The organism is Paludibacterium sp. B53371, assembly GCF_018802765.1.
GTDB lineage: Bacteria > Pseudomonadota > Gammaproteobacteria > Burkholderiales > Chromobacteriaceae > Paludibacterium.
In genome coordinates this window covers 72,021-94,610 of the sequence record NZ_CP069163.1, presented here as the reverse complement: position 1 = coordinate 94,610, position 22,590 = coordinate 72,021, and the positions used below count along the sequence as shown (strand labels likewise).

18 protein-coding genes are annotated in these 22,590 nt (G+C 57.1%); 5 read left to right on the top strand and 13 right to left on the bottom strand.

Annotated features, from left to right (window positions below):
- Nucleotides 1–64 precede the first annotated feature (64 nt).
- Nucleotides 65–547: an Lrp/AsnC family transcriptional regulator gene (locus tag JNO51_RS00415; RefSeq protein WP_215780055.1), complete on the bottom strand. Its 483-nt coding sequence runs from the start codon at nucleotides 545–547 to the stop codon at nucleotides 65–67.
- Between the two features lie 125 nt (nucleotides 548–672).
- Here JNO51_RS00415 and glmS point away from each other — a divergent pair, with 125 nt between their 5' ends.
- Nucleotides 673–2,502, top strand: coding sequence for a glutamine--fructose-6-phosphate transaminase (isomerizing) (gene glmS / locus JNO51_RS00410; protein WP_215780051.1), 1,830 nt, complete (start codon nucleotides 673–675; stop codon nucleotides 2,500–2,502).
- A 91-nt stretch (nucleotides 2,503–2,593) separates the two neighbouring features.
- On the opposite strand, the gene JNO51_RS00405 is transcribed toward glmS, so the two are convergent.
- From JNO51_RS00405 to JNO51_RS00395, 3 genes are all read right to left on the bottom strand, one after another.
- The gene (locus JNO51_RS00405; protein ID WP_215780049.1) at nucleotides 2,594–3,904 is read right to left on the bottom strand and encodes a sensor domain-containing diguanylate cyclase; all 1,311 of its coding nucleotides are present in this window, start codon (nucleotides 3,902–3,904) and stop codon (nucleotides 2,594–2,596) included.
- The gene (locus tag JNO51_RS00400) at nucleotides 3,901–4,686 is read right to left on the bottom strand and encodes an ABC transporter substrate-binding protein (RefSeq protein ID WP_215780046.1); all 786 of its coding nucleotides are present in this window, start codon (nucleotides 4,684–4,686) and stop codon (nucleotides 3,901–3,903) included. The genes JNO51_RS00405 and JNO51_RS00400 overlap by 4 nt, the downstream gene beginning before the upstream one ends.
- A 218-nt stretch (nucleotides 4,687–4,904) precedes the next feature.
- Nucleotides 4,905–5,801, bottom strand: coding sequence for a LysR family transcriptional regulator (locus JNO51_RS00395; RefSeq protein WP_215780044.1), 897 nt, complete (start codon nucleotides 5,799–5,801; stop codon nucleotides 4,905–4,907).
- Nucleotides 5,802–5,901: 100 nt separating this feature from the next.
- On the opposite strand from JNO51_RS00395, the gene JNO51_RS00390 reads away from it, so the two are divergent.
- Complete coding sequence (locus JNO51_RS00390) at nucleotides 5,902–7,098, top strand: MFS transporter (protein WP_215780043.1); 1,197 nt, start codon at nucleotides 5,902–5,904, stop codon at nucleotides 7,096–7,098.
- 8 nt (nucleotides 7,099–7,106) lie between these two features.
- Here JNO51_RS00390 and JNO51_RS00385 read toward each other — a convergent pair whose 3' ends face one another.
- From JNO51_RS00385 to JNO51_RS00360, 6 genes are all read right to left on the bottom strand, one after another.
- Nucleotides 7,107–8,423, bottom strand: a complete 1,317-nt coding sequence (locus tag JNO51_RS00385; RefSeq protein WP_215780042.1) for an MFS transporter — start codon at nucleotides 8,421–8,423, stop codon at nucleotides 7,107–7,109.
- Between the two features lie 109 nt (nucleotides 8,424–8,532).
- Nucleotides 8,533–9,753 carry a 6-phosphofructokinase gene (locus JNO51_RS00380; RefSeq protein WP_215780040.1) on the bottom strand — a complete coding sequence of 407 codons (1,221 nt, stop codon included), beginning with the start codon at nucleotides 9,751–9,753 and terminating at the stop codon, nucleotides 8,533–8,535.
- A 129-nt stretch (nucleotides 9,754–9,882) separates the two neighbouring features.
- Nucleotides 9,883–11,355, bottom strand: coding sequence for a methyl-accepting chemotaxis protein (locus JNO51_RS00375; protein ID WP_215780039.1), 1,473 nt, complete (start codon nucleotides 11,353–11,355; stop codon nucleotides 9,883–9,885).
- Nucleotides 11,330–11,848 (bottom strand): PAS domain-containing protein, encoded by a 519-nt coding sequence (locus JNO51_RS00370; protein WP_215780037.1) that lies wholly within the window; start codon nucleotides 11,846–11,848, stop codon nucleotides 11,330–11,332. Before JNO51_RS00370 ends, JNO51_RS00375 begins: the two co-directional genes overlap by 26 nt.
- Before the next feature lie 255 nt (nucleotides 11,849–12,103).
- Nucleotides 12,104–12,418 (bottom strand): hypothetical protein, encoded by a 315-nt coding sequence (locus tag JNO51_RS00365; RefSeq protein WP_215780034.1) that lies wholly within the window; start codon nucleotides 12,416–12,418, stop codon nucleotides 12,104–12,106.
- A 76-nt stretch (nucleotides 12,419–12,494) separates the two neighbouring features.
- Complete coding sequence (locus JNO51_RS00360) at nucleotides 12,495–13,175, bottom strand: helix-turn-helix transcriptional regulator (protein ID WP_215780031.1); 681 nt, start codon at nucleotides 13,173–13,175, stop codon at nucleotides 12,495–12,497.
- A 76-nt stretch (nucleotides 13,176–13,251) separates the two neighbouring features.
- Between JNO51_RS00360 and JNO51_RS00355 the strand changes: the two genes are divergently transcribed.
- Both JNO51_RS00355 and JNO51_RS00350 read left to right on the top strand, forming a co-directional pair.
- Entirely contained in the window at nucleotides 13,252–14,256 is a 1,005-nt protein-coding gene (locus JNO51_RS00355) for a hypothetical protein (protein ID WP_215780027.1), read from the top strand.
- Nucleotides 14,257–15,471: 1,215 nt separating this feature from the next.
- Nucleotides 15,472–16,650, top strand: coding sequence for a DNA methyltransferase (locus JNO51_RS00350; protein ID WP_215780024.1), 1,179 nt, complete (start codon nucleotides 15,472–15,474; stop codon nucleotides 16,648–16,650).
- A gap of 195 nt (nucleotides 16,651–16,845) precedes the next feature.
- Here JNO51_RS00350 and JNO51_RS00345 read toward each other — a convergent pair whose 3' ends face one another.
- The 3 genes from JNO51_RS00345 to JNO51_RS00335 all read right to left on the bottom strand — a co-directional run bounded on the left by JNO51_RS00345 (nucleotide 16,846) and on the right by JNO51_RS00335 (nucleotide 21,895).
- Complete coding sequence (locus tag JNO51_RS00345; protein ID WP_215780021.1) at nucleotides 16,846–18,735, bottom strand: hypothetical protein; 1,890 nt, start codon at nucleotides 18,733–18,735, stop codon at nucleotides 16,846–16,848.
- Nucleotides 18,644–21,202, bottom strand: coding sequence for a sensor histidine kinase (locus JNO51_RS00340; RefSeq protein WP_215780019.1), 2,559 nt, complete (start codon nucleotides 21,200–21,202; stop codon nucleotides 18,644–18,646). The genes JNO51_RS00345 and JNO51_RS00340 overlap by 92 nt, the downstream gene beginning before the upstream one ends.
- Nucleotides 21,203–21,637: 435 nt before the next feature.
- Complete coding sequence (locus tag JNO51_RS00335; protein ID WP_371822863.1) at nucleotides 21,638–21,895, bottom strand: helix-turn-helix domain-containing protein; 258 nt, start codon at nucleotides 21,893–21,895, stop codon at nucleotides 21,638–21,640.
- Nucleotides 21,896–22,044: 149 nt separating this feature from the next.
- Here JNO51_RS00335 and JNO51_RS00330 point away from each other — a divergent pair, with 149 nt between their 5' ends.
- Nucleotides 22,045–22,587 carry a hypothetical protein gene (locus JNO51_RS00330; RefSeq protein WP_215780017.1) on the top strand — a complete coding sequence of 181 codons (543 nt, stop codon included), beginning with the start codon at nucleotides 22,045–22,047 and terminating at the stop codon, nucleotides 22,585–22,587.
- The last annotated feature ends 3 nt before the right edge of the window (nucleotides 22,588–22,590 follow it).

The following is a 22,590-nucleotide window of genomic DNA, read 5'->3' as shown; positions in this document are numbered from 1 at the left end:
ACATCATGCCGCGATACATTGAGACAGCACATCGGAGCATTCCGATGTGCTGACGGCGCCGGCATCAGCACAAGGGAGAATGCGGGGAAAACTTGCTGCAGTGAGTGACGAAAAAGGCCCGCACATTACGGACATTGGCCTGCGTGGTCAGCAAGCGATGCGCCAGCTGATGGTAGGCCGGCATGTCGGCCAACGCCAGCACCAGCACCAGATCCGGCCCGGGAGACACCCGATAGCACTGCGTCACGGCCGGCTCGTCGGCCACCAGCGTCTCGAAAGCCGCCAGTGCCTCAGCCGACTGACGCTCCAGCGAAATTTCCACCAGCGCCGTCAGGCCAATCCCCTGCGCCTGCGGCGCCACCAGGGCCACCGTGCGCTGGATCAGTCCGAGCTGTTTCAAACGACGCACCCGACGCAGACAGGTGGGCGCCGAGGCATGCACCCGCTCGGCCAGCTGCTGATTGCTCAGGTCGGCATCCTGCTGCAGCTGCTGCAGAATACGCTGATCCAGCTCATCCACCTGATGATTAATTTCTTGATAAGTCATATTTTGAAATTCGATTTCAATATTCAAATGTCTTGACGAATCGTTTCATATACCTGAGTTTTTTGAAACCATTCAACACCGCAATCGACCTAGCATAACCACATCATTCAACAAGGAGCAACCGCATGTGTGGCATTGTCGGCGCCGTGGCGCAACGCAATATCCTGCCCATCCTGGTCGAGGGGCTGAAGCGACTGGAATACCGTGGCTATGATTCCTGCGGCGTCGCCCTGTACCAGAACGGACAACTGCAACGCGCCCGCAGCACAGCCCGGGTCGCCGACCTGCAGGCCCATGTCACTGCCCAGGCCATGAGCGGCTATACCGGCATTGCCCACACCCGCTGGGCCACCCACGGACGACCGGAAACCTGCAATGCCCACCCGCATTTCTCGCCCGATGAACAACAGCCGCGCATCGCCCTGTCGCACAACGGCATCATCGAAAACCATGATGAACTGCGACAGATGCTGCAGCAGAAGGGTTACCACTTCGCCAGCCAGACCGACAGCGAAGTCATCGCCCATCTGATCGACTACCTCTACCGCGGCGATCTGTTCGAGGCGGTACAGCAGGCCGTACAACGCCTCAACGGCAGCTACGCCATCGCCGTGCTGAGCCGCGAAGAACCACATCGCGTCGTCGGCGCACGCCAGGGCTCCCCGCTGGTACTCGGGCTGGGTGAGCAGGAACACTTCCTGGCCTCCGACGCCCTGGCACTGGCCGGGGTCTGCCAACGCTTTGTCTATCTGGAAGAAGGCGACGTGGCCGACATCCAGCTGCAGCGCTACTGGATCAGCGATGCCCAGGGGCAAGCGGTCGAGCGTCCGGTCCGCTTCGTCAGCGCCCAGGACAACCAGGTCGAACTCGGCCCCTATCGCCACTACATGCAGAAAGAGATCTTCGAACAACCGCGCGCAGTGGCCGACACCCTGCACGATGTGCTGGCCATCATGCCCGAGCTGTTCGGCGACGGCGCCTATCCGGCGCTGCGCGAAACCGGACGCGTGCTGATCCTGGCCTGCGGCTCCAGCTACTACGCCGGCCTGACGGCCAAATACTGGATCGAGAGCCTGGCACGCATCCCGGTCGATGTGGAGATCGCCAGCGAATACCGCTACCGCGACAGCATTGCCCACCCCGACACCCTGGTGGTCGCCATCTCGCAAAGTGGCGAAACCGCTGACACGCTGGCGGCCGTGCGCTTCGCCGGTGAACAAGGCATGACCCGCACCCTGGCCATCTGCAATGTCGCCAGCAGCGCCCTGGTGCGCGAATGCCAGCTGCAGTTCCTCACCCGTGCCGGCGTCGAAATCGGTGTCGCCTCCACCAAGGGCTTCACCACCCAGCTGGTCGCACTCTACCTGCTGGCGCTGTGCCTGGCACAAGCCCGTGGCCGCCTGAGCGACGAACAGGAAGCCGCCGAACTCAAGGCCCTGCGTCACCTGCCGCAGTCCATGCGCGCCGTCCTGGCCCTGGAGCCGCAGATCATCGCCTGGGCCGAACACTTTGCCGGCAAGGCCCACGCCCTGTTCCTCGGTCGCGGCCTGCACTACCCGGTCGCGCTGGAAGGCGCACTGAAACTCAAGGAGATTTCCTACATTCATGCCGAAGCCTACCCGGCCGGCGAACTGAAACACGGACCGCTGGCACTGGTCAGCGAAGAGATGCCGGTGGTGGCCGTGGCACCGAATGACCGGCTGCTGGAAAAACTCAAATCCAATCTGCACGAAGTCGGCGCCCGTGGCGGTCAACTCTATGTGTTCTGCGACCGCGACAGCGCCATCGAACCAGGAGAATCCATCCGGGCCATCCGCCTGACCGAACACTACGGCCATCTCTCCCCGCTGCTGCATACCCTGGCAATGCAACTGCTGGCCTACCACACCGCCGTCGCCCGCGGCACCGACATCGACAAACCACGCAATCTGGCCAAGAGCGTCACCGTCGAATAATCCGCCAGCTCGGGGCACACAAGTTCGGGGTCAGGTCTTGTATTTTGCGTCGTGACGCAAAATACAAGACCTGACCCCGTTCCAGAACCAATCAGGCCGAGGCGGACTCGCCCACCACGCGATTGCGGCCCCCGTCCTTGGCGCGGTACAGCGCGCGGTCCACCCGCGCCAGCAAGCTTTGTGCGTTATCGTCTTCCTGCACACTGGCCACGCCAAAACTGGCCGACAAGGCGTCGATAATCGGGAAGTGGCAGCTCTCGACACGCTGACGCAACTTTTCCGCCAGTTCGAGTGCACTGAACAGGTCCGTATCCGGACAGATCAGCAAAAACTCTTCACCGCCCCAGCGGCCAATCACATCCACACTGCGCGTACTCTGCTTGAGCAATTGCGCCAGCGCCACCAGCACCATGTCGCCAACCGGGTGGCCATGGGTGTCGTTGATGCGCTTAAAAAAATCGATATCCAGCAACACCAGCGAAAACACCCCCCCATAGCGACGATAACGGTTGAGCTGCTCCTCCAGCACCCGGTCGAGCATCATCCGGTTCCCCAGACCGGTCAGCGAGTCAGTCACGGTCAGCCGCTCCAGCTGGCGATTGCTTTCCAGCAGCTCCTGCTGCGCCAGCCTGACCTGGCCCAGCGCCTCCTGGGTTCGCTGACTGGCCTCCAGGGCCGCCGCCTCCGCCTGGCGGTGACGGGCGATGACGGTTTTCACTTTACCCAGCGTGGCATTGAAGCCCTCGACCACCTGGTCGAACTCCAGCAGCTGCGTCCTGGGCAAGGCCTGCAAATCTTCGGCCTGATTGCTGGCCAGATCATGCAAGGCATTGCGCAGGCTGCTGAGCGGCACGAACACCAGCCGCAGGCTGAAAAACAGCACCATCAGCAACAGGATGTTCGCCACCAGGACTTCCACCAGCCGCCGCAGCATGGCGACGGAAAGCGCCTGCTCGAGCCCGGCCCGCGAAAAATACACCGAAACCCGGCCAATACTGATCTTGCGCCGTGCCGGATCCACCTGCGGCGGCGGGAAAATCAGCACTTGGCGCATTTCATCTTCCAACTGGTCCGGTGCCCGCGAGGGCAAATCACTGCCGGACAAATTGCGCGCCAGCCCGGCCAGCGCTTCCTTCTGATCTGGTACATACAGATAAACCGCCTGCACCTCATGCGGGATCAATGCCGCCTCCAGTTTGGCATTGACCACCCCCAGGTCCATGTCCCACAGGGGCTGAGCCAGATCCTGCTGCAATCTGCTGGCAATATCGCGCTGCAAAGCGACAAAGCGATTCTCCAGGTCGTGCCGCAGCAGACGTTGCTCGTAATAGGCAAAGGCCCCCAGCGTGGTGGTGGTCACCACCACAAACAGCAGGATCAGCCGCAGGCGAATGGACTTCATGGCGTCATCCGGGCCACCGGATAGCGGCTGGCAATCTGGTCAAACAATGCGCGAAAGGTCTTCAGCTCGGGGTGGCTGGCTTCATATTTTTTACTGAAGCCGACATGCACGCTCTCGGTCTTGACCAGCATGATGCGCCGCGATTTATAGCGCATGCGTTCCGGCAGGCCCTGCGCCTCCAGCGTGGTGATCGCCTGGTCCAGCACCAGGCTGGGATTGACCACACAATCAATCTCCCCCACCAGCATTTTCTTGACCAGCCCGGTAAACGCCAGCCCTTCGACCACCTTGATCCGCCCCTGCGCCGCCATGGCAAAGAACTGCGGCCCGGGCGCCAGATAGCCGCGCTGATTGCCAAAGGTCAGGCCGGCAAAATCATCCGGATAGCGCCTGAATTGCCGGTCCGCCACCGCATCGCGGTTGCAGTGCACCGCCACATCTTCCTGATAAATCGCTTTGGAATGGTTCAGATACGGCCGCTCCTGTGGCCGATAGTAAGCGCCGATCAGCCCGGCACTCAGCCCTTCGCGCGTCTCCTCCAGTCCGCGCGCCCAGGACGCAAAGTGGATTTCAATCTGATAACCGGGAACCTGGCGGGCAATACGCAGAAAATGATCGATGTATTCCCCTTTGGGCATGCCGTTCTCTTGATACGACATCGGCTTTTGCCCTTCTTCGGAATAAAACACCAGCGTGGGACCGGCCGCGGCCGGCAAGGCCTGCAGGCTCAGCGCCAGCATCCACGCGCTTAATCGACGTCCCTGCTCACAATCCTGTCTCACGACTCACTCCCAAAAGTGCGCGACCGGCAGGGCGGCACTGATTCTTCTCGCGGCGACAAGCCGGAGAAAGCGCCGGGCCCACCGGAGTGCAATGCCTGATGCATTGACCATGTCCATTTTTCAAGGACAGGTGCATTTAAGTAAGCATTGGGTCAAAAGTCGCAATAAATCAATGTTCATGCACTTGGCCTACCCCAAGCGGGGCAGAAACTTTCTGTTTAAGGCGCTGAAAGTGACAGGTGCTGACTGAGAAAATCCAGAAAGCAGGCAATCCGGGGAGCCAGGCTGCTCTGGCGGTAATACACCGCATGCACCGGCTGCCATACCGGCACCGTCTGCTCGGGCAAGATCTGACACAGTCTCCCCGCCTGCAGATCGGCCTGGGTCATGAAATCAGCCAGACACACCACCCCCTCTCCGTCCAGCGCCAACTGTCGCAAGGTCTCCCCGCTGGAAGCGCTCAGCGCTGGCGTGATGGCATAACGCTCACCCTGCCCGTGACGCAAGGGCCAGAGATTGAGGGACTCGGGCTGGGTAAAGCCGAGCAGACGATGCTGTGCCAGTGCCGCCACACTGCCTGGCAGGCCATGGCGCGCCAGATAGCCGGGACTGGCCAGCACCCGCAGCGGGTAGCGGCCAAGGGCGCGGGCATGCAGCGTCGAGTCGCTCAATGCACCGATGCGGATGGCAATATCCGTGCGCTCCTCCAGCAAATCGATCAATTGATCACTGCTGTGCAGCGCCAGTTCAATTTGTGGATAGGCACGATGGAAGGCACCGACCAGAGGCACCAGCACATGCAGCATGAAAGGTGATGCCGCGTTGATGCGCAGGCGACCGGCCGGCTGCTGCTTGCGAAGCGCCATCAGCTCGGCAGTCTGTGTCAGCTCTTCCAGGATGCGCCGCGCGCGCGGCAGGAAAAAGTGCCCCTCTTCGGTCAACACCATGCGGCGAGTCGTCCGCTGCAACAAGGCGGTCTCCAGCTTGCACTCCAGACGTGCCAGCGACCGGCTCACCGCCGACACGGTTTGCGTCAGCTGTTCGGCCGCGGCGGTCAGCGAGCCGCAGTCCACCACGGCCACAAAGGCCTGAAGCTCTTCGAAGGTCAGATTCATTTTTGCATTTTAGACAAAAATGTTTTCCGAATTAACCAGTTTTTCTGCAACAACCAATCCGCCACACTGCAGGCCTTATCACTTTGCAGGAGTCTGTACCATGCCCATTGCCTTGCTGGCGCTCACCATCAGCGCCTTTGCCATCGGCACCACCGAATTCGTGATCGTCGGGCTGATCCCGACCATTGCCGGCGATCTCGGCATCAGCCTGCCCTCTGCCGGGCTACTGGTCAGCCTGTATGCCCTGGGCGTCGCACTCGGCGCACCGCTGCTGACCGCCCTGACCGGCCGCGTCGCGCGCAAGCCACTGCTGCTCGGACTGATGATGCTGTTCACCCTGGGCAACCTGCTGGCCTGGCAGGCCCCCGGCTACGCCACCCTGGTTCTGGCCCGCGTCCTCACCGGTCTGGCACACGGCGTGTTCTTCTCCATCGGCTCGACCATCGCCACCGGTCTGGTGGCGCGCGACAAAGCTGCCAGCGCCATCGCCACCATGTTCTCCGGTCTGACTGTGGCCCTGGTCACCGGGGTACCGCTGGGCACTTTCATCGGCCAGCACCTTGGCTGGCGTGCCACCTTCCTGGCCGTGGCCCTGCTGGGGCTCCTGGCCCTGCTCAGTGCCAGTCTGTTCATCCCGCGCGACCTGCCGCAACCGCCCGTCACCCGACTGAGCCAGCAACTGCGGGTTCTGCAGCAACCACGGCTGCTGCTGGTTTATGCCATGACGGCGGTCGGCTATGGCGGCTCTTTCGTCGCCTTCACCTTCCTGGTTCCCATCCTGCAGCAGGTCAGCGGCTTCAGCGCCAATGCCGTCAGCCTGGTCCTGCTGGCCTACGGCATCTCGGTCGCCATCGGAAATGTGTGGGGTGGCCGGCTGGCAGACCGCCGCGGCCCGGTGAACGCCCTGCAGATTGTGTTTGCCGGCCTGTCGGCAGTGTTGCTGCTGTTTGCCGTGACCGCGCCCATGCCCTGGCTGGCCTTGCTCACGGTCTTGCTGTGGGGGGCATTCGCTTTCGGCAATGTGCCGGGACTACAGGTCTATGTGGTGCAACTGGCGCAGCGGGTCAGCCCGCAATCCGTCGATGTCGCCTCCGGACTGAATATCGCGGCCTTCAATCTTGGCATCGCCGGCGGCGCCTGGCTGGGCGGGCTGATCGTCAGCCGCGCCGGCCTGATGCCCACCCCCTGGATCGGGGCCCTGATCGTGCTACTGGCCCTGGCCCTGACCACCCTGAGCGGCCGTCTCGACCGCCGGGAACCGGGCGGGGAATGGGCCATGGGCACCCAGCCGCGTTGACCGAACGCTCAGGCGGCCGTGCCGGGTGCCGCAGCCTGCACATGCAGGCGCCAGCGCCCGTCGCGGCGCTCCAGCCGCAAACCGCGGTAGCGAATCAGATAGCGCAAGCCGACCAGCGCGGCGGTAACGCCGGCGCTCATGCCGACCAGCAGACCGCAGCGCGGACCGAAGCGGTCAGCCACCCAGCCGGCAAACGGTGCCCCCAGCGGCGTGCCACCCAGCATGATGGCCAGATGCATGGCCATCACCCGGCCGCGCATCGCCGGAGCCGAAGCCAGCTGCATGGCACTGTTACAGGCGGTATTGAAGGTTTGCGCACAAACCCCGAGCAGCGTCAGACAGAGGGCAAACACCAGGTAATGCGGCCAGAGAATGGCGACGGCAAATACCAGTGCAAACGCGGCCGCGCTGCACACCAGCAAGGCAATGCGCGGCTGGCTGCGGCCGGCTGCCAGCAGGGCGCCGGTCACCGAGCCAATCGCCATGGTCGAACTCAGATAGCCGTATTGCTGTGCGCCGGCATGAAACACCCCGACCGACATGGTGGCGATGAAAATCGGGAAATTCAGCCCGAAGGTGCTGAACAGGAACATCATGGCCATCATCACCAGCAGATCCGGCCGACCGGCCACATAATGCAGCCCGTCGACAAAACCGCTGGATTGCCGCGGATCGCGCGGCTTGCGATACAGCTGTGGCACGCGCAAGGCCCCCAGCGAAGCCAGCACCGCGACAAATGACACCGCATTGACCACAAACACCCAGCCGGTGCCGATGGCGGCAATCATCACCCCGGCCAGCGCCGGACCGATCAGCCGCGCACTGTTGAACGACAGCGAGTTGAGCGCCACCGCATTGGACAGGCGCTGCTCGCTGGCCAGCTCGCTGACGAAACTGTGCCGCGCCGGCCCGTCAAAGGCCGTGACACAGCCCAGCAGACCGGCAAACAGATACACCTGCCACAGCCGGACCCAACCCGTCATCGACAACAGGCCGAGCGCCAGCGCCAGCAGTGCCGCCGCCGACTGCGTGGCCATCAGCAGCTTGCGACGGTCCAGTCGGTCAGCGGCCATGCCGGCCAGCGGTGTCAGCAGCATTTGCGGACCGAACTGCAAGGACATGACGATGCCGACCGCCGTGGCACTGTGGTGGGTCAACTCGGTCAGTACCAGCCAGTCCTGCGCAGTGCGCTGCATCCAGGTGCCGATATTCGACACCAGAGCCCCCAGGGCCCAAAGGCGGTAATTGAATTCGCCCAGCGAGGCAAAGGTCTGCCCCAGACGGTGGCGAAGCCAGGCAGAGGCATCAGCGAACAGTGCAGACATGATGTCGGGCCAGCGACGAAGGTGAAATGCTCAGTCTACCTTCGCCCCTGGCCCGCTCCGGAACGGAATATTTAACAAATATGGCAGCCAGCGCCCTGCCAGGGCGCCATCAGAGCGGCAGCCACTCGATGGCGCGACAATCCGGCAGCCCGTCGTCACCCCAGGGCACGGCAGCCGCCCCGGCCAGCAAGGGGCGCAGATAACGCATGAAGGCCGGCGTCACCCACAGATTCTCGCGGTCGATGAAATCATCCGGCATCATGCGCTCGCGGTCGCCAATGTCGGCCAGCGGCACCGGCACCACCTCCCAGGACGGCGTGCTGCTGTCGCGGCGAGCCAGGCTGGTCATCACGCCATGCCGCCCGTTGACCGCCCACTCCACCGCCGTACTGCCGGCCAGATGCGCCAGCCGCAGATCGACGGCTGAGGCCAGATGGCGTGCCGCGCGCTGCAGGCAATCCACCTGAGCCACATGGCTGGTCATGCCCAGCTCGCGCTTGAGCAGCGCCGCCAGCCAGGTACCGACCCCGCCCAGCTGCTCATGGCCATAAATGGTATCGGAACGAATCTCGGCCAGCGCTCGCCCATCCTTTCCGGTCAAGCCCTCCGCCACGGTAATCGCACAGTTGCCATGCGTTTCCAGACTTTGATTCACCTTCTGCAGGAACAGCGCCGCATCAAAGCTGGCCTCCGGCAGCAAAATCACCTGCGGCGCATCGCCGTCGTGATGGGCGGCCGCGGCCGTCGAGGCGGCCAGCCAGCCGGTATGCCGGCCCATGGTTTCCATAATGAAGATGCGCCGTTGCGCCATGCTGGCCATATCCACCGCCACCTCACGCATCTGCGTGGCGAGGAAGCGGGCGGCGGAAGGAAACCCCGGGCTGAAATCGGTGCCGACCAGATCGTTGTCGATGGTCTTGGGAATGCCGATCACCGTCAGCGGGTAGCCGGTATGCTGCTCGAACTGCGCCAGCCTGGCGGCACAGCCGATGCTGCCGTTCCCGCCGTTGATCAGCAGATGATGGATATCATGGCGCTCCAGCCGGTCACGCAGCGCCAGCCACTCCTGCGGCGCCTCCTCCCAGGACGGCACCATGTGACGGCTGACACCGAAACTGGCGCCCGGCAGGGTATGCAGTCGTGCCACTTCACTGTCACTGGCGTGCGCGGTATCGACCAGCTCCCCCTTCACCAGACCCGCCAGACCATCACGCGCGGCCAGCAGGGGCCGGTCCAGCCGGCGGGCCGCCTCGATCACCCCTTGGGCCGAGGCATTGAGCACGGCGGTCGGGCCGCCGGATTGCAAATAAAGCAGGGGAGTTGCCGTCATGATGTCGCTTTCCGCTTCTTGGGCGCTGTGCCGGATGAAGATCCATTTCAGCACAGGCCCGTCCGTCCGAACAGTCGCCCCCGGCAACAAGGTTTGACCCCGGACAAACAACCCTGCCCTCAGTCGCGATCAGTGCGCCTGTCCCCCCGTCCCCTGGCGCTGACGCACCAGTTCGTCGAGCAACTGGAAAGTCTGCTGACTGGCCTGCTCCAGCGCTTCAAACTGCTGCACGATCTGCTGCTGGCGCGGCGCATCCTCCAGCCAGTTGGTCTCGGACAGCTGCATGGCCCGCTGCATGGCCTGATGCAGTTTTTCGTGCGGCTCGCGCAGCGCGCGGAAGGCCGGCAGACCGGCATAGCCAGCCTGATCGGCCACACTCTGATACCAGCTGCCGAAGACGCTCTCCTGCGCCGCCACCGAAGCCAGTTGCCGGGCGCTGCTGACCTGGTCGCCGCCCATCACCCCGATGTAGCCATTCTGTTTGAAGGACAGCATCTCGACCTTGGCCTGCGAGGCCACGCAAATATCATGCAGGTGCGCGGTGCCGACCAGCGCCTGCTGGGCGCGCTGGGCACTGAGCTGAAAGCGCTGCTCCACCCCGGCCAGATGCTCGCCGGAAGCATGCGCCATACTGCGCATCGACTGACTGATCTCGGCCATGTCATGCGCACGGCTGCCCAGCGTCGCCATCGACTGCGCAATCTCGCCCGAGGCCTGCTTGCTGCGCTCGGCCAACTGGCGCACCGCATCCGCCACGACGGCAAACCCCCGCCCCATTTCCCCGGCGCGGGCTGCCTCGATCGCCGCATTGAGCGCCAGCAAATTGGTCTGATCGGCAATATCGGCGATCACCCCGACAGCGCGTCCAACCTCCTCCGACAGGCTGCTGAAATCCTGCACCGAGCCACTGGTCAGGTCGATCTGACTGGTAATCTGCGTCAGTGCCTGCACAATCTCGCCCACCAGTTGCTGGCTGTCGGATGCCGCCGCGGCGTTGTCGCGCGACAGCTCGGCCAGTTGCTGCGTGGTGGCGGCAATCCCCTGCATATCGCCGTCCGTGGTGGCCAGATTGGCCAACAGATTGCGGGCATTGAGCGCAGCCAGCCGGGAGAGCAGGGCATCGCGGTGCTCGGCCTCGGCATTCTGCGCCAGGATGGCAAAAGACTGATCGGTGTGATCCAGTGCCGCGCGGAAGCTGCCATGCAGGCCCACCGGCTGAACCCGGCGGAAAAACTGCCCGGCACAGGCACGACTGATCGCCGTCTGCTGCTCGCGGAAACAGGCCTCCAGCTGGTCCAGCATGTCGTTCAGCGCCCAGGCAATGCGGCCGAACTCGTCACTGGCGGGGATATGCGTGATGCGCAGCGTCAATTTGCCGCGCGCCACCTGCAGGGTGACATCTTCGATTTTCTGCAGCAGGCGAAAATCCACCCGACTGCGCAAGACATACAGATAGCCGGCTGCCATGGCCACCAGCCACAGCACAAGCTGTACCCAGTCGAAGCCGCTGTGCCAGCATGTCCAGACAAAGGCCAGTCCCTGCAGACTGCACAGGATCACGACCGCCAGACTGACCCTAGAGTGAAAGGACAAGTTGTTCATAACTGACCCCTTTCTGGCTCAGGACGGACTGCAGCAGGGCAACGGAGGCAGCACAGGCATCGCGCGGGCCGGCGCGCTGCTCTTCGGCCAGCATCTGCTGGTACAGATCGGCACAGATCTCTACCGCACTGCGCTTCGGGCAACGCCGTACCGAGTAATAGCCGATGATGCGCCCCTGCTCGTCATAGTCCGGCGTGACATTGGCAAACACCCAGTAAAAACTGCCGTCCTTGGCCATGTTCTTCACATAGGCAAAGATCTCATGACCGCTACTGATGGTGTCCCACAGCAGCTTGAACACCCCGCGCGGCATGTCCGGATGTCGAATGATGTTGTGCTGGGCACCCAGCAACTCGGCTTCGGTATAACCGGAATACTCGATGAATACCCGGTTTCCGTAGGTGATGATGCCCTTGGTGTCTGTTTTCGAGACGATGAAGTCGTGCTCGCGCATGACCTTTTCCTGCCTGGTCGGCTGGATCTTGTTCTTCATGCTCCCCCCTGTGTGCAGCAGTACGCCCCATGCTGCCCGGCAGCCATCAGGCAGCAGTCACGACCCGCCTTCCATTATTGGGTCAGCCAGCGCACGATTCCAAATAGATATTCAAAAATACAGAGGCGAGGACACAAGCATTGCCAGCGCCCGCAGGGACACAGAAACAGGGGGGCAGATCAGCAAGGGGACAAGGCGGTGGTGGCCAACATGGCGCATGGCCGGCTGGCCATGCGCGCGAACGGGATCAGAGGATCAAACCGCGTCGAGATTGGCCTCGGCAGCGGCGGCCTCCGCAGCAGACAGACTGCCGAAGCGGCGCTTGCGGCCACCCTGGCCCTTGAGGCACTCGGGGCCGGTCGGCAGATCGTGGCGCATCACCACATAGGGACGCTGCTGGGCAGCACCATCGGTCTCCTCCAGGCAGGCTTGCCACGGGCCACGGGCCTTGGCGGCCAGCGGCGCAGACTTGACCGCTGCCGCGGCAGGGGTCACCGGCGCCACAGCGGCGCAAGAAGCAGAAAAGAAACGGGGGCGGCGCGACAGCACCTTTTGACGAAACGTAGCCATAACAACGATGTGATCCTGTACTTCAGAAAAAAGGCGTCAATATAACGACGTTTCGGCAAAAACTGTAGGGGATCATTCAGAAAACCAGCCCAAGATGCGCCTGCAATTGCCGACGACCCAGTGCGGTCAGTTGCAGGGCCCGGCTGTCCAGCACCGGCAAAACCCATTGCTGCTGCCGGCAGGCCTCCAGCAAGGCCGCCCCCAGCTGCCCGCCCAAATGCGGCCGACGCTCGCTCCAGTCAAGACAGCGACAGGCAAAGCGCCGCCGGCCGGCACGCCCGGACCCGTCCACGCCAAGCCGGGCCAGCCCCTGTTGCCCGGTCTCGGTCAACGCATAGTGCTCACCGTCCAGCCAGCCAAGACGGAACAAGCGATCATGCACCTGCACGGCCACTTCACCGGCCAGATGGTCATAACAGGTGCGGACATAACGCAGCGGCTCAGGCGTCTGACGGCGAATGACCGGCACCTCCGCGGCGACCAGCCCCAGCAACTGCTCCAGCGCCTCCGCCACCGGCACGCCAGCCAGACGAAAATAACGATGCCGCCCCTGCGGCAGACATTCGATCCACTGCTGTTGCTGCAGCCGCGCCAGATGGCTGCTGGCCGTCGATGCCGCCACCCCGGCCACGACGGCCAGCTCGGTGGCGGTATAGGCACGGCCATCCAGCAGGGCACACAACATGCGCGCCCGGGTTTTGTCGGCAACGGCAGCCGCCAGGGCCGCCAGCCGGTTTTCCATCCAGTCTTCTTCCATATTTCGATGGTAAGCGAAGCATCCGGTCCGGCCTAGCCCTATCTTGTCCCTGCAACACATTCATCAGGAGCCGCCATTGACCTTGCACACACACACCCAACCCGACCCGGCGCTGCACGCAGACCCCGCCCTGCCCGGCTGGCAGACCCGCTCAGCCGAAGCCGCCCGCGCCGTACTGCGCTGCCCGGCACTGCGGGTTCGACCGCTCGCCGAGCCCGTACCCGCTGCCCTGCTGGGCAGTGAGGCCGGCGAACTGTTCGCCCATCTGGTACGCATGCAAGATGGCGCAGCTCATGCCAACTTGAAAGCCGCCATCCGCCAGGCACTGGACAACTTCGAGCACGCGGCGCTGCGCGAGCGGACCCGTCATGTCGCCAGGCAACTACCCGCGCCGCAGACCGGGGACGAACTGACTGCCTATTGTTACCACCTGCCCTCGGCCGTGCTGGCCGATGCCTTCGGCCTGGCCCCGGCACACTGGCCTGCCATTGGCCAGGAAGTGCTCGCCATGCTGCGTTGCATCGCCCCCGGGGGGCTGCCGGCCGAAATCGCGGCCGGAGCCCGGGCCGCCAGCCAGCTCATGCAGCGCATTCGCCAGCAACTCGACCACCCCGGCCCCTTGCTGCAAACGCTGGCACAAACCCTTGAACGTAGCGGCCTGGCCAACACCACGACCCTGCTGGTGGCCAACGCCGTCGGTTTGTGGTTTCAGGCCTGCGAAGGCTGTGCCGGCCTGATCGGACAGAGCCTGCTCCAGGCCGAACAACAGCAGTGGCAAGGGCAAAGCCGCGACTGGATCCGCCAGGCCCTGCATGTGCAAGCCCCGATTCAGAATACCCGTCGCTTCGCGGCGGAACCCGTCAACCTGCTCGGTTGCCCGGTTCAGGCCGGCGACACCTTGCTGATCACCCTGGCCGGCCATACGGCCGATGGACCGAACGATCTGGCATTCGGCGACGGGGTGCATGCCTGCTGTAATCGGAAGCATAACTTTGCCGCGGGGTGGAAGCATAACCTTGCCGGGGAATGCTGCATGGGCAGTCTATGCCTGTCGGGGCCGTTCAAGAGCTTGGATACTTAGGAGGTTTTGTGTGGCTGTTTGGCCGGAGTTGCTGTTTTCATCGTCAACACAGGACTGCTCGGTGCCCATTGTGGCCATTACCATCCAGGATTACCGATGCCAAATATGATCAGCATCATTCCGGATTGGGGCTTGTTGGATGAACGCTAAGATTAAGACCTTCTGTCATCGGAAGGATAACTTTGCCGCGGGGCGGAAGCATATCCTTGCCGCGGGGCTCGAGCAGGCGTCAACGCGAGCGGGAGCAATTCCACCTCCGCAGGAAGCTGTCTAGTGAGACCGGGGCTATTCAGCTCTTCGGACAGCAGTTTCTCGACGTTGACGATTAAATGCCAAAAGTGTTTGATTCCACTTTTTATATTGGAACTGTCATGAGCTTGCTTCGTCCCTTGTCGGCCCCTTTTGTGCATGTCCCCAGGACGGACTTTTCCAGTGATGATGTTCCCCCCGTCAGCTGGTCTCAGTTTGTTAGGCTAATAATTGGTCTGTCAGCGGACTTGAGTATCATCTGCTGGGGACTGGCATTCATCGGTTCAGCAAAGGGGGTCAAACCCTACATTGCTTATGGTGCAGGTGGTGTTCTTCTGTTGACAGGAGGTATTCTGTATTGGCTGGTCGTGAAGGAGCATACTGCTCTGATAAGGCAACAAAGAGGGCTTGTTCGGAAAGCAGTTGCTATATTGCTTGCTGCAGGGTTGTTCATTGTCGCGAGTGTAATCCCAATTCTATATGGATTGGAGAATGGTGATCAGACACGTGCCAGTCACTCGAGTGCTAGCGACACTATGTGTCTATCAACCAAGAATACCAACTAATAACACGCAAATGTCAACGATGGGTGTTGGCCTCACTGCTGGTAGAGGCGGGCTTGCGTTCCGACATCTGACTGTACGTGTCCAAGCACGCAAGCCTCTTTCATGGAACCTCCAAGACTCCAAGGGCCAAGCGGTTTCCCCCGATATAAGCCTGGTCTTCGACGGAGCTTCGATGTATGATGAACCAGGCTGAGGGCACTCTGGCGCTCTGCCATCTAAAATGGCCGAAAACAGTACACTTATACCATTCCAAGCTGACGCACAAATCAGGGCTGCTCTGAGCAGCAAGACTACGTCAGACTCAACTTACTGGTCCTTCAGAGGGCGAGCGAAGCGTGACGCTGCGCATGCCTTGATCCAGTACCCCGCCATGATGGTTCCTCAAATGCAGGGGGAGATCATGGACATTCTCCTCTCTACGATGAAGGGGCACGCTACTGTCTTCGACCCGTTCGTTGGCTCTGGTACCGTCCTTACCGAAGCCATGAGGAGGGGGGCAAACTTTGTTGGGTTTGATATCAATCCGCTCGCTGTTCTCGCTAGTAAGGTTAAATCAGGACCATTTTATGTAACTGCTTTACAGGATAAAGCAGATGAACTCGTCACCCGGATTAGCTTAGACTTTGGGAAAAAAATCGAGGCAGACTTCCCTGGGATGGACAAATGGTTTACTCGCGAGATTGCTGTTGAATTGTCAAAGATCCGGCGAGCTATACGTCAAGAGTCCTCTCTTTGGGCTCGTCGTTTCTTTTGGTTAACTCTTGCCGAACTTGTTCGTCAAGTTAGTAATTCCCGTACATCTACATTCAAACTTCATCTACGAGACCCTCTTGATGCTCCTCTTGATTTTAAAGAGGTGTGTCGTAAGTATGGTGCCATTCTTGAAAATAATATTTCATCATACATAGAGCAAGCAGCAGTTCTTGCTGAAATCTTGACTAATGGCGTATATCAACCTGCGGTCAAAATTAAGATGCATAATTCAGCTATGTTTAGTCGGATTTCAGGGCTTGCCAAGAAAATTGATATTATGGTTACGTCTCCACCATATGGTGATAATGCAACGACTGTCCCATATGGTCAGTTTAGTTACTTGCCTCTGCAATGGATTGATTTGTGCGATATCGATAAAGCGATATCGAATGATATTTTGTGTTCCACTCACGAGATAGATGCGCGGAGTCTAGGTGGGTCAATTCGAAATGCTAATGAAAAAGCGGAGTCTCTTTCAGAGATGAGTCCGTCGTTTTGGTCCATATATAAGATGCTATGGGAAAAAAAATCAACGCAAGGGCACGCAAAGCGCATGGCAGCCTTTACGTATGACTTGGCAAAATCTATAGAAGTTACTGGTAGTTACGTTAAGCAATCTGGCTATGCCGTATGGACATTAGGAAATCGCAATACCGGTGGTTATGTCGTTCCTCTTGCAGAAATCGTGTCGGAAGTTTTTAATTTTTGCGGCTTTGCGGATGTTGCTAGAATAGGGCGCGACATACCATATAAGCGCATGCCAAATAAAAATAGCATATCTGCCACAATGACAGAAGAAGTTACTATTATCATGAGAAAAGAGTAGTAAAATCCATTTCATCATGATTTTGTAGATCAATCGGTTGTTGGTCTCTCTATGTGGTCTCTGAGAGATGATCTGCGGCCTAGTTTTTCTGTCGCAAATAATGACCTCCCCCGAGAGGGGAAATATCGGTAATAATTTGTGGATTGGCCCTTGTGCTGTATAGTCCTAGACTATTAATTAGGAAAGAGGGTCAGGTCAGATCGCCTTGCTGAAGTCATGTTCTTCAGAAGGTCGTCCAAATACCCCCATAAAGCGGCTGACGAGTTGGGCGGCATATTGATCACTGAGGCGTCCAACCCTACGTGCCGAAAACGTAACAGAGGATATTTTATCTTCTTCAATTTCTTCTATGGTAACGCCAATTCTCATTGGGCGTGCCATGCTTAAGAGATCATCTCTTGTAAGTCTTGCATACTCGGTATTAAGTATCTCCAACCGCAATTTTTGCGATCCAAGAAGATTTTCATAGAGCGTTTTTTCAAACATGCGCCATGTACATTGACCATCAGTATTGGTCCAGCATAGATCTAATAGAGAGAGAGGTAATGATTTATATGCACGAAGCTCAATTTGCCTAGTTGAGGCCCCCTTGATGCCAGTAAAGTCCAAATGTTGGAGTTCAAATCTGAATTGTCGGTCAGCAGAGGTGGCGGGTAGTTCGTCAACACATAGCATCATCCCTGTATCCAAACGTCGAGTTCCTTCCTTCCGTAACATCAGGTCACAAGCATTGGCAACGAGTACGTAAAGTTTCTCCACAGTCTCAATATCTCCTGTGCGCACGTTGTTTTCATCAAGTACAGGGATTTCTTCTGTGAGAATAAATAAATCGCCAGGCGAAAGTGGGCTAAAGAGGCTGTTTATGACCTCTGGTTTGTCGTAAAGCTCCGCACAGCGAAGTTTTAACAGCTCGCCATCTGACTCAAGATCTTTTTTCTCAATGGGAGTGTTGGCCGCTTTGCGTAGCTTTAAAATAGTAGAGCGAATGATTGAACTGCTGGATATGGCAAGCTTAAATTCCTCTCGCTGCGCAATGTTCATAATCCTCACTAAAGTCTCAGTTTCAGATGCTCCTTCTTCATGAGATGTACGTGTTACTGCAAATGCTAATTCTTCAATAGTTACAGTATCTAGTGCACTGAATGCACGTTCAATAGAATGTTTGAAGTGATCTCGCATTAATTCGGCAAATTCAAGTTGAACCAAAGACAGATTTGCACGCTCCAATGCATTCACGAACGCATCTATCATTCGCTCCGGCAATTCTTCAATAGACTTGGTGAATCTATTTTTAGACAATGCAAATACGGGAATTCGCTGAAGTTTATCGACGAAGTAATCATTTGTAAGTCGTCGCCCTCTCCGAAATTCCTCTGCGATATCGCACTCTGATGTGAGAACAATCAAATGACAGGCTTTTCGATCAATGTTAGCCGTTGCTACATCATTTAGTACGGTTTGACCATTTGTTGCTGTTTTTTCGCTTGAATTCTGAAGGTCTACGACGAGAAGAATTGACTCATCCCCGGCATGCTGACGAAGTATCTGTTTTCCTTCTGTTTCCCACTTCGTAAATGACAGGGTATTCCATGCCCATGTGGTTTCTGCACCACTGAATAAAGTCTTTAGTGCATCGCGCTCTGCATCACCGAGTGGCCCTGGAAGTTTTCTCAATTCACCAGCTAGGCCTGCTGCTGCATCTTTAATTCCATCTGTCAATTCCTGTAGGATTGGTGTAACACGCTCAATTTTTGATTCATCACTTTCGTCTACATTCTTCAGGATTCGCAGTAAGCTGTTTGCTTTTCCCCTGAGCTCCTCCTCCTTGAGAAAGATGCCCATCATGGATTTAGCTTCCAGAGCTGAGGCCCCAATTAGAGCACTGATGAAGCAATCAATCAGTCTCTCCAAACTGAGTTCGCTACCTTCTGCATTTTCATCGTCGACCCAGTAAACCGCGCTAATTTTTAGCTGCGACATTAGCTCATGGAATTTAGTCATTTCCTGCAAACAATTTTGGTTGTTGATGGGCTGTTGTGGCACCGCTGAGAGTGACGATAAACTTAAAGCGTCTTCCGATTTCATTTCGTTCGGCTGAGAGCTGTATTGAGCAACGTTCAGCTTCAAGGAATGTCGACACAATGTGCAGGCCCAACCCCTGACCTTCTGAAGCCGGCTTGTCAGATACGAAAGGCTCAAAGATCGATGATTCAAGTGAGGGGCTGATTCCTGGCCCGTTGTCGTACCAAATAAATCCGGTTTCTGTTGTTTCGATGACAATTCTTCGCTCCCGTCCATGCGATAATGGACCATGTGTCACCCAATACAAGCTATTGTTGAAAAGGTTTTCTACAATTTGCAAGAGCCTCGCTCGACTGAATTTCACTTCAAGATCTAAGCTAGTAGGTACTGTATTGAATATCAGGTCAGCACCTTTCGTTTCAGCGAACGATTTTCGTGCCTCTACATATTTCCGTAAGAACTCATGCAATTGTATTTTTTCTTTTAGCGAGCGACTCCCTGGTAGGAGAGGATCGATGGTAGCAACAAGCTTTGCTAGCTCTCTCGTGACGCTGCTTAGCATCTTTGTTGCTTCACGGATTTTTTCATCGCGATAGTTCTGGTTGCGGTCAACTACGAGCGCAACACCATCACGCAACTGTCGAACATAGTGATGTAATTCGTGTGAGAATGACCTTGCGGAAAGGCCAACAGCCGCGGCTTCTATAAGACGGTACTTCTGCTCGTCATCAGAAAGACGAACGATATGCATTGCCTCTGAAAGACGACTGTGATCTACAAGCTTCTCTTCGATTAATTGGAGGGCCTCCAAAGACTTAATTAAATCTGTTGATGCGTGCTCTAAAGGAGTCGACATCGTCGAGCGAACATCGACAGAGAGCTCATGCTTAAGGTTAAGCGTAGTACGTGCCTCCGTAAGCTCTTTCAGTGCTTTTGATAAAGTTGATTTCGCCCTTCGGATATTTTGATTCGACTCTGACTCTGCATCTTTTAGTTGCTTCGTTAATGCATGCGATGTTGGTGGAATTGGGTTGTTGACAAATAAAGTTGTAGCAAACTCATTGTAGGTTTTTCTGGTGGCTTCTAATATGTTGTTTGCATAAGATTTGCATCTCTGGCTTAGAGACATGAACCCACGAAACTCTCTATTATCTACAAAGCCTTCTCGATCTGATTTTTCTACAAGGCCACTGTTGTGCTCATTGGATAGCGCAAAGAAACCCAGGACATTAGTCGGGCGGAGCTCATAAAATGAACCACCTTTTGTTTGGCTTTCTGACAAGCGTAGCCAGTCCTTTTGAGCTCGAACTCTGAAACCATCACGATAAATTGCTATAGTAGCCATTGACTGCATTTGTGGCGTACTCATCCCGGCTTGCTGAAGTTTATTCTTTGTTGCCTCATTGAACATAAAAGAATATATTTCAGCATGGAATGGCCCAGGGTTAATAGCCCCAGGGTATTGTTTGTCTGTTGGAAATGTTTGGAATTGATTTTTTTCTGAAAATTTTAAGAGCCATGGATCTGAAGGTTTAATGTCAATATTATGGTCCCTGAGTCGCGGTTTATTGGCGAGAAATGATAAAAGCTTTGGTTTATTAATTTCGTTAAATACCAAATCAAATTTCTCTTGCCCTTCTTCGCCTGCCACCCCCCGAAATAGCGGCGGTGCGATCCATGATTTCATAGAAAGTTCACTGCCGTCCCATATGAATTCAAATTTTGCTGATGCAAGATTGAGAACGTCATCATGGAGTGTCTCGAGTTCAAATACGCGGGACTTCATTTTAACCGTAATGCTAAAATTATCCTGCGACTGGAACGGGCTAATAAGAGTAGAGAGATTAGGCACTAATTCTCGCTCAACAAAGATGGGATTGTTCCAATGCGCTGGATCATGCAAGCCGATAATCTCGATAATTGTGCCTGGACCGTCGAAATCCTCTGAATTGGTACCCTCAAAAACAGGAACCTGATCGAGTGTGCGCTCGGGCGTGAAGTCTGCCCAAGAAAACGATACTGTGCGCCATTGTGATTCACCTTCAGTCGCTGTTTTTAGACGTAAAACAGTACCAATTTTCATTGTGGCTAAGCGGCCCAGCCCCTTGTCACCAACAGGCGTGCGATTTTTTTTTGTTTTTTGCTTTGCCTGCTCCCCTGATGCACGCTTCAATGATGCGCTGATTCTTAACCAGCCACGATTGACCGCATCTGCAGGAATTCCAAGTCCACAATCGCGTACGCGAAGACGTCCAACTTTCTCCTTCTGACGATCAGCCGTATCTTTGCGATCAGGGAATAGCAGATCATATTCAGGATCCGTGGGCGAAATTTCCCAGTCTGGCTCGACGATGATTTCGCAAGTTTCAGAGTCTGCGTCGTAGGCATTTTTTGCTAACTCAAGCAACGCCTGCTCTACGTCGGTGACTAGCTCTGCCCCCAGCTGCACAACAACGTGGGAAGATATACTTAGATGAGAGCTGCTGGCTTCATCTTTCATGGCTAACTTATCATTCGGATCTTGACTCATTCGGCGGTTTGCCTTTTCATCCAAGCATTATTGTTTCCGTATTCATTGTATCCTGATGGCATTTTTTTATGTTGCTTTCTTCTTGTTCACGTCCACAGCATCGCTGGTGCGAAACGTAGTCGAAATCTAGTGGAGGATCTGTTGGGTACCGTGGCATTGTGATGCACCTGGCTGCTGAGATCCTAACTGACATGATGAGCATCAGCATTGATCTAGTCGACCCCGTAACAGCGCCCTAAGAGTTCTTGGGTGTAGTGTTGGCGGATGTCACCTTCCTCTTTATTGCCATCTCCAAACTGTTAGTTGGTAGTTTGCTGCCGCAATGATTGCATGAATGGCCTATCGGCACTTTGGCTGCAACAAGCTGTTTTAATGAAGTTTTCATGATTCTCTTATTAGAATCTCTGGCTCGATTTTGGTGAGTTCAGATCGTCATCAAAATGACTTAATAAAACTCGGATCCAGCAAGTCTTTCAAATCGACTTTGAGCGCATCCGCCAATAGCCCCATATTGTCGATTGACACATTCCTCTCCCCACGCTCCACCTCGGATACGTAGGTTCTGCTGAGGCCTGCTTGCAGAGCAAGGGCTTCCTGCGACACTTCTTTCAAACGTCTTGCCTGGCGCAAATTCCTGGCAAAAATCAGCCGAGCGGCGTGTGGTGTGCTTTGCTTTCCCATGGAGGAAAGCATCGGCTTTGCGCGTCTTGCGAACCACGCTATATAGTTGCATAAATGACAACTATAAGTGACTATATGGTTGTAATAAGTGAAGCATTGTCGGCATATAAAGGCAACAGTCTAGCGATGAGGGGGCGTTCGTGGGGAAAGCCAGGCAGTTGATGTACACTTTGCAGGAGGGTGTCTGCACTCTAACGTCGGGCGAGACGCTATGGCTGCAACAGGGCGAGGAGGCTGTGCCGTATAACCTCGGCTCTCTGATCGGCAACTTCTTGCCCGCCCATCAGGTACGATTGCTCTTCACCCGGGACGGCAAGCTTCTTCGCGCTTATAACGAGTCTACCCGGCAGCTATATTCGCCAGCCATCCGTTCTCTGTCCGAGAAAGAGATCACCGCTGTATCGCTTAAGCCCACCGTTGCGTGTGCAATCCCTGTACTCGGTATTTTGCCTGGTATCGCGATCGTTCTCGGCCTGCTGGGACAGACGGTGCGGATACCTGGGATGAGGGCAGAGTTCGTTAAAACCCTGCTGTTCTTTTCTGTGCTCTACTTCGCGGTCACATTCGGGGCAATCGGGTTACAGCTTTGGACCCTTCTTGCCATTGGCCCGGCTATCTCTGCATTTCTGGGTTTTAGAGCGCTGTTCCGCACTCAAAACGAACTGGCTGCATATCTATCTGACCAGGTTCGCTCTGCTCCTTGAGCG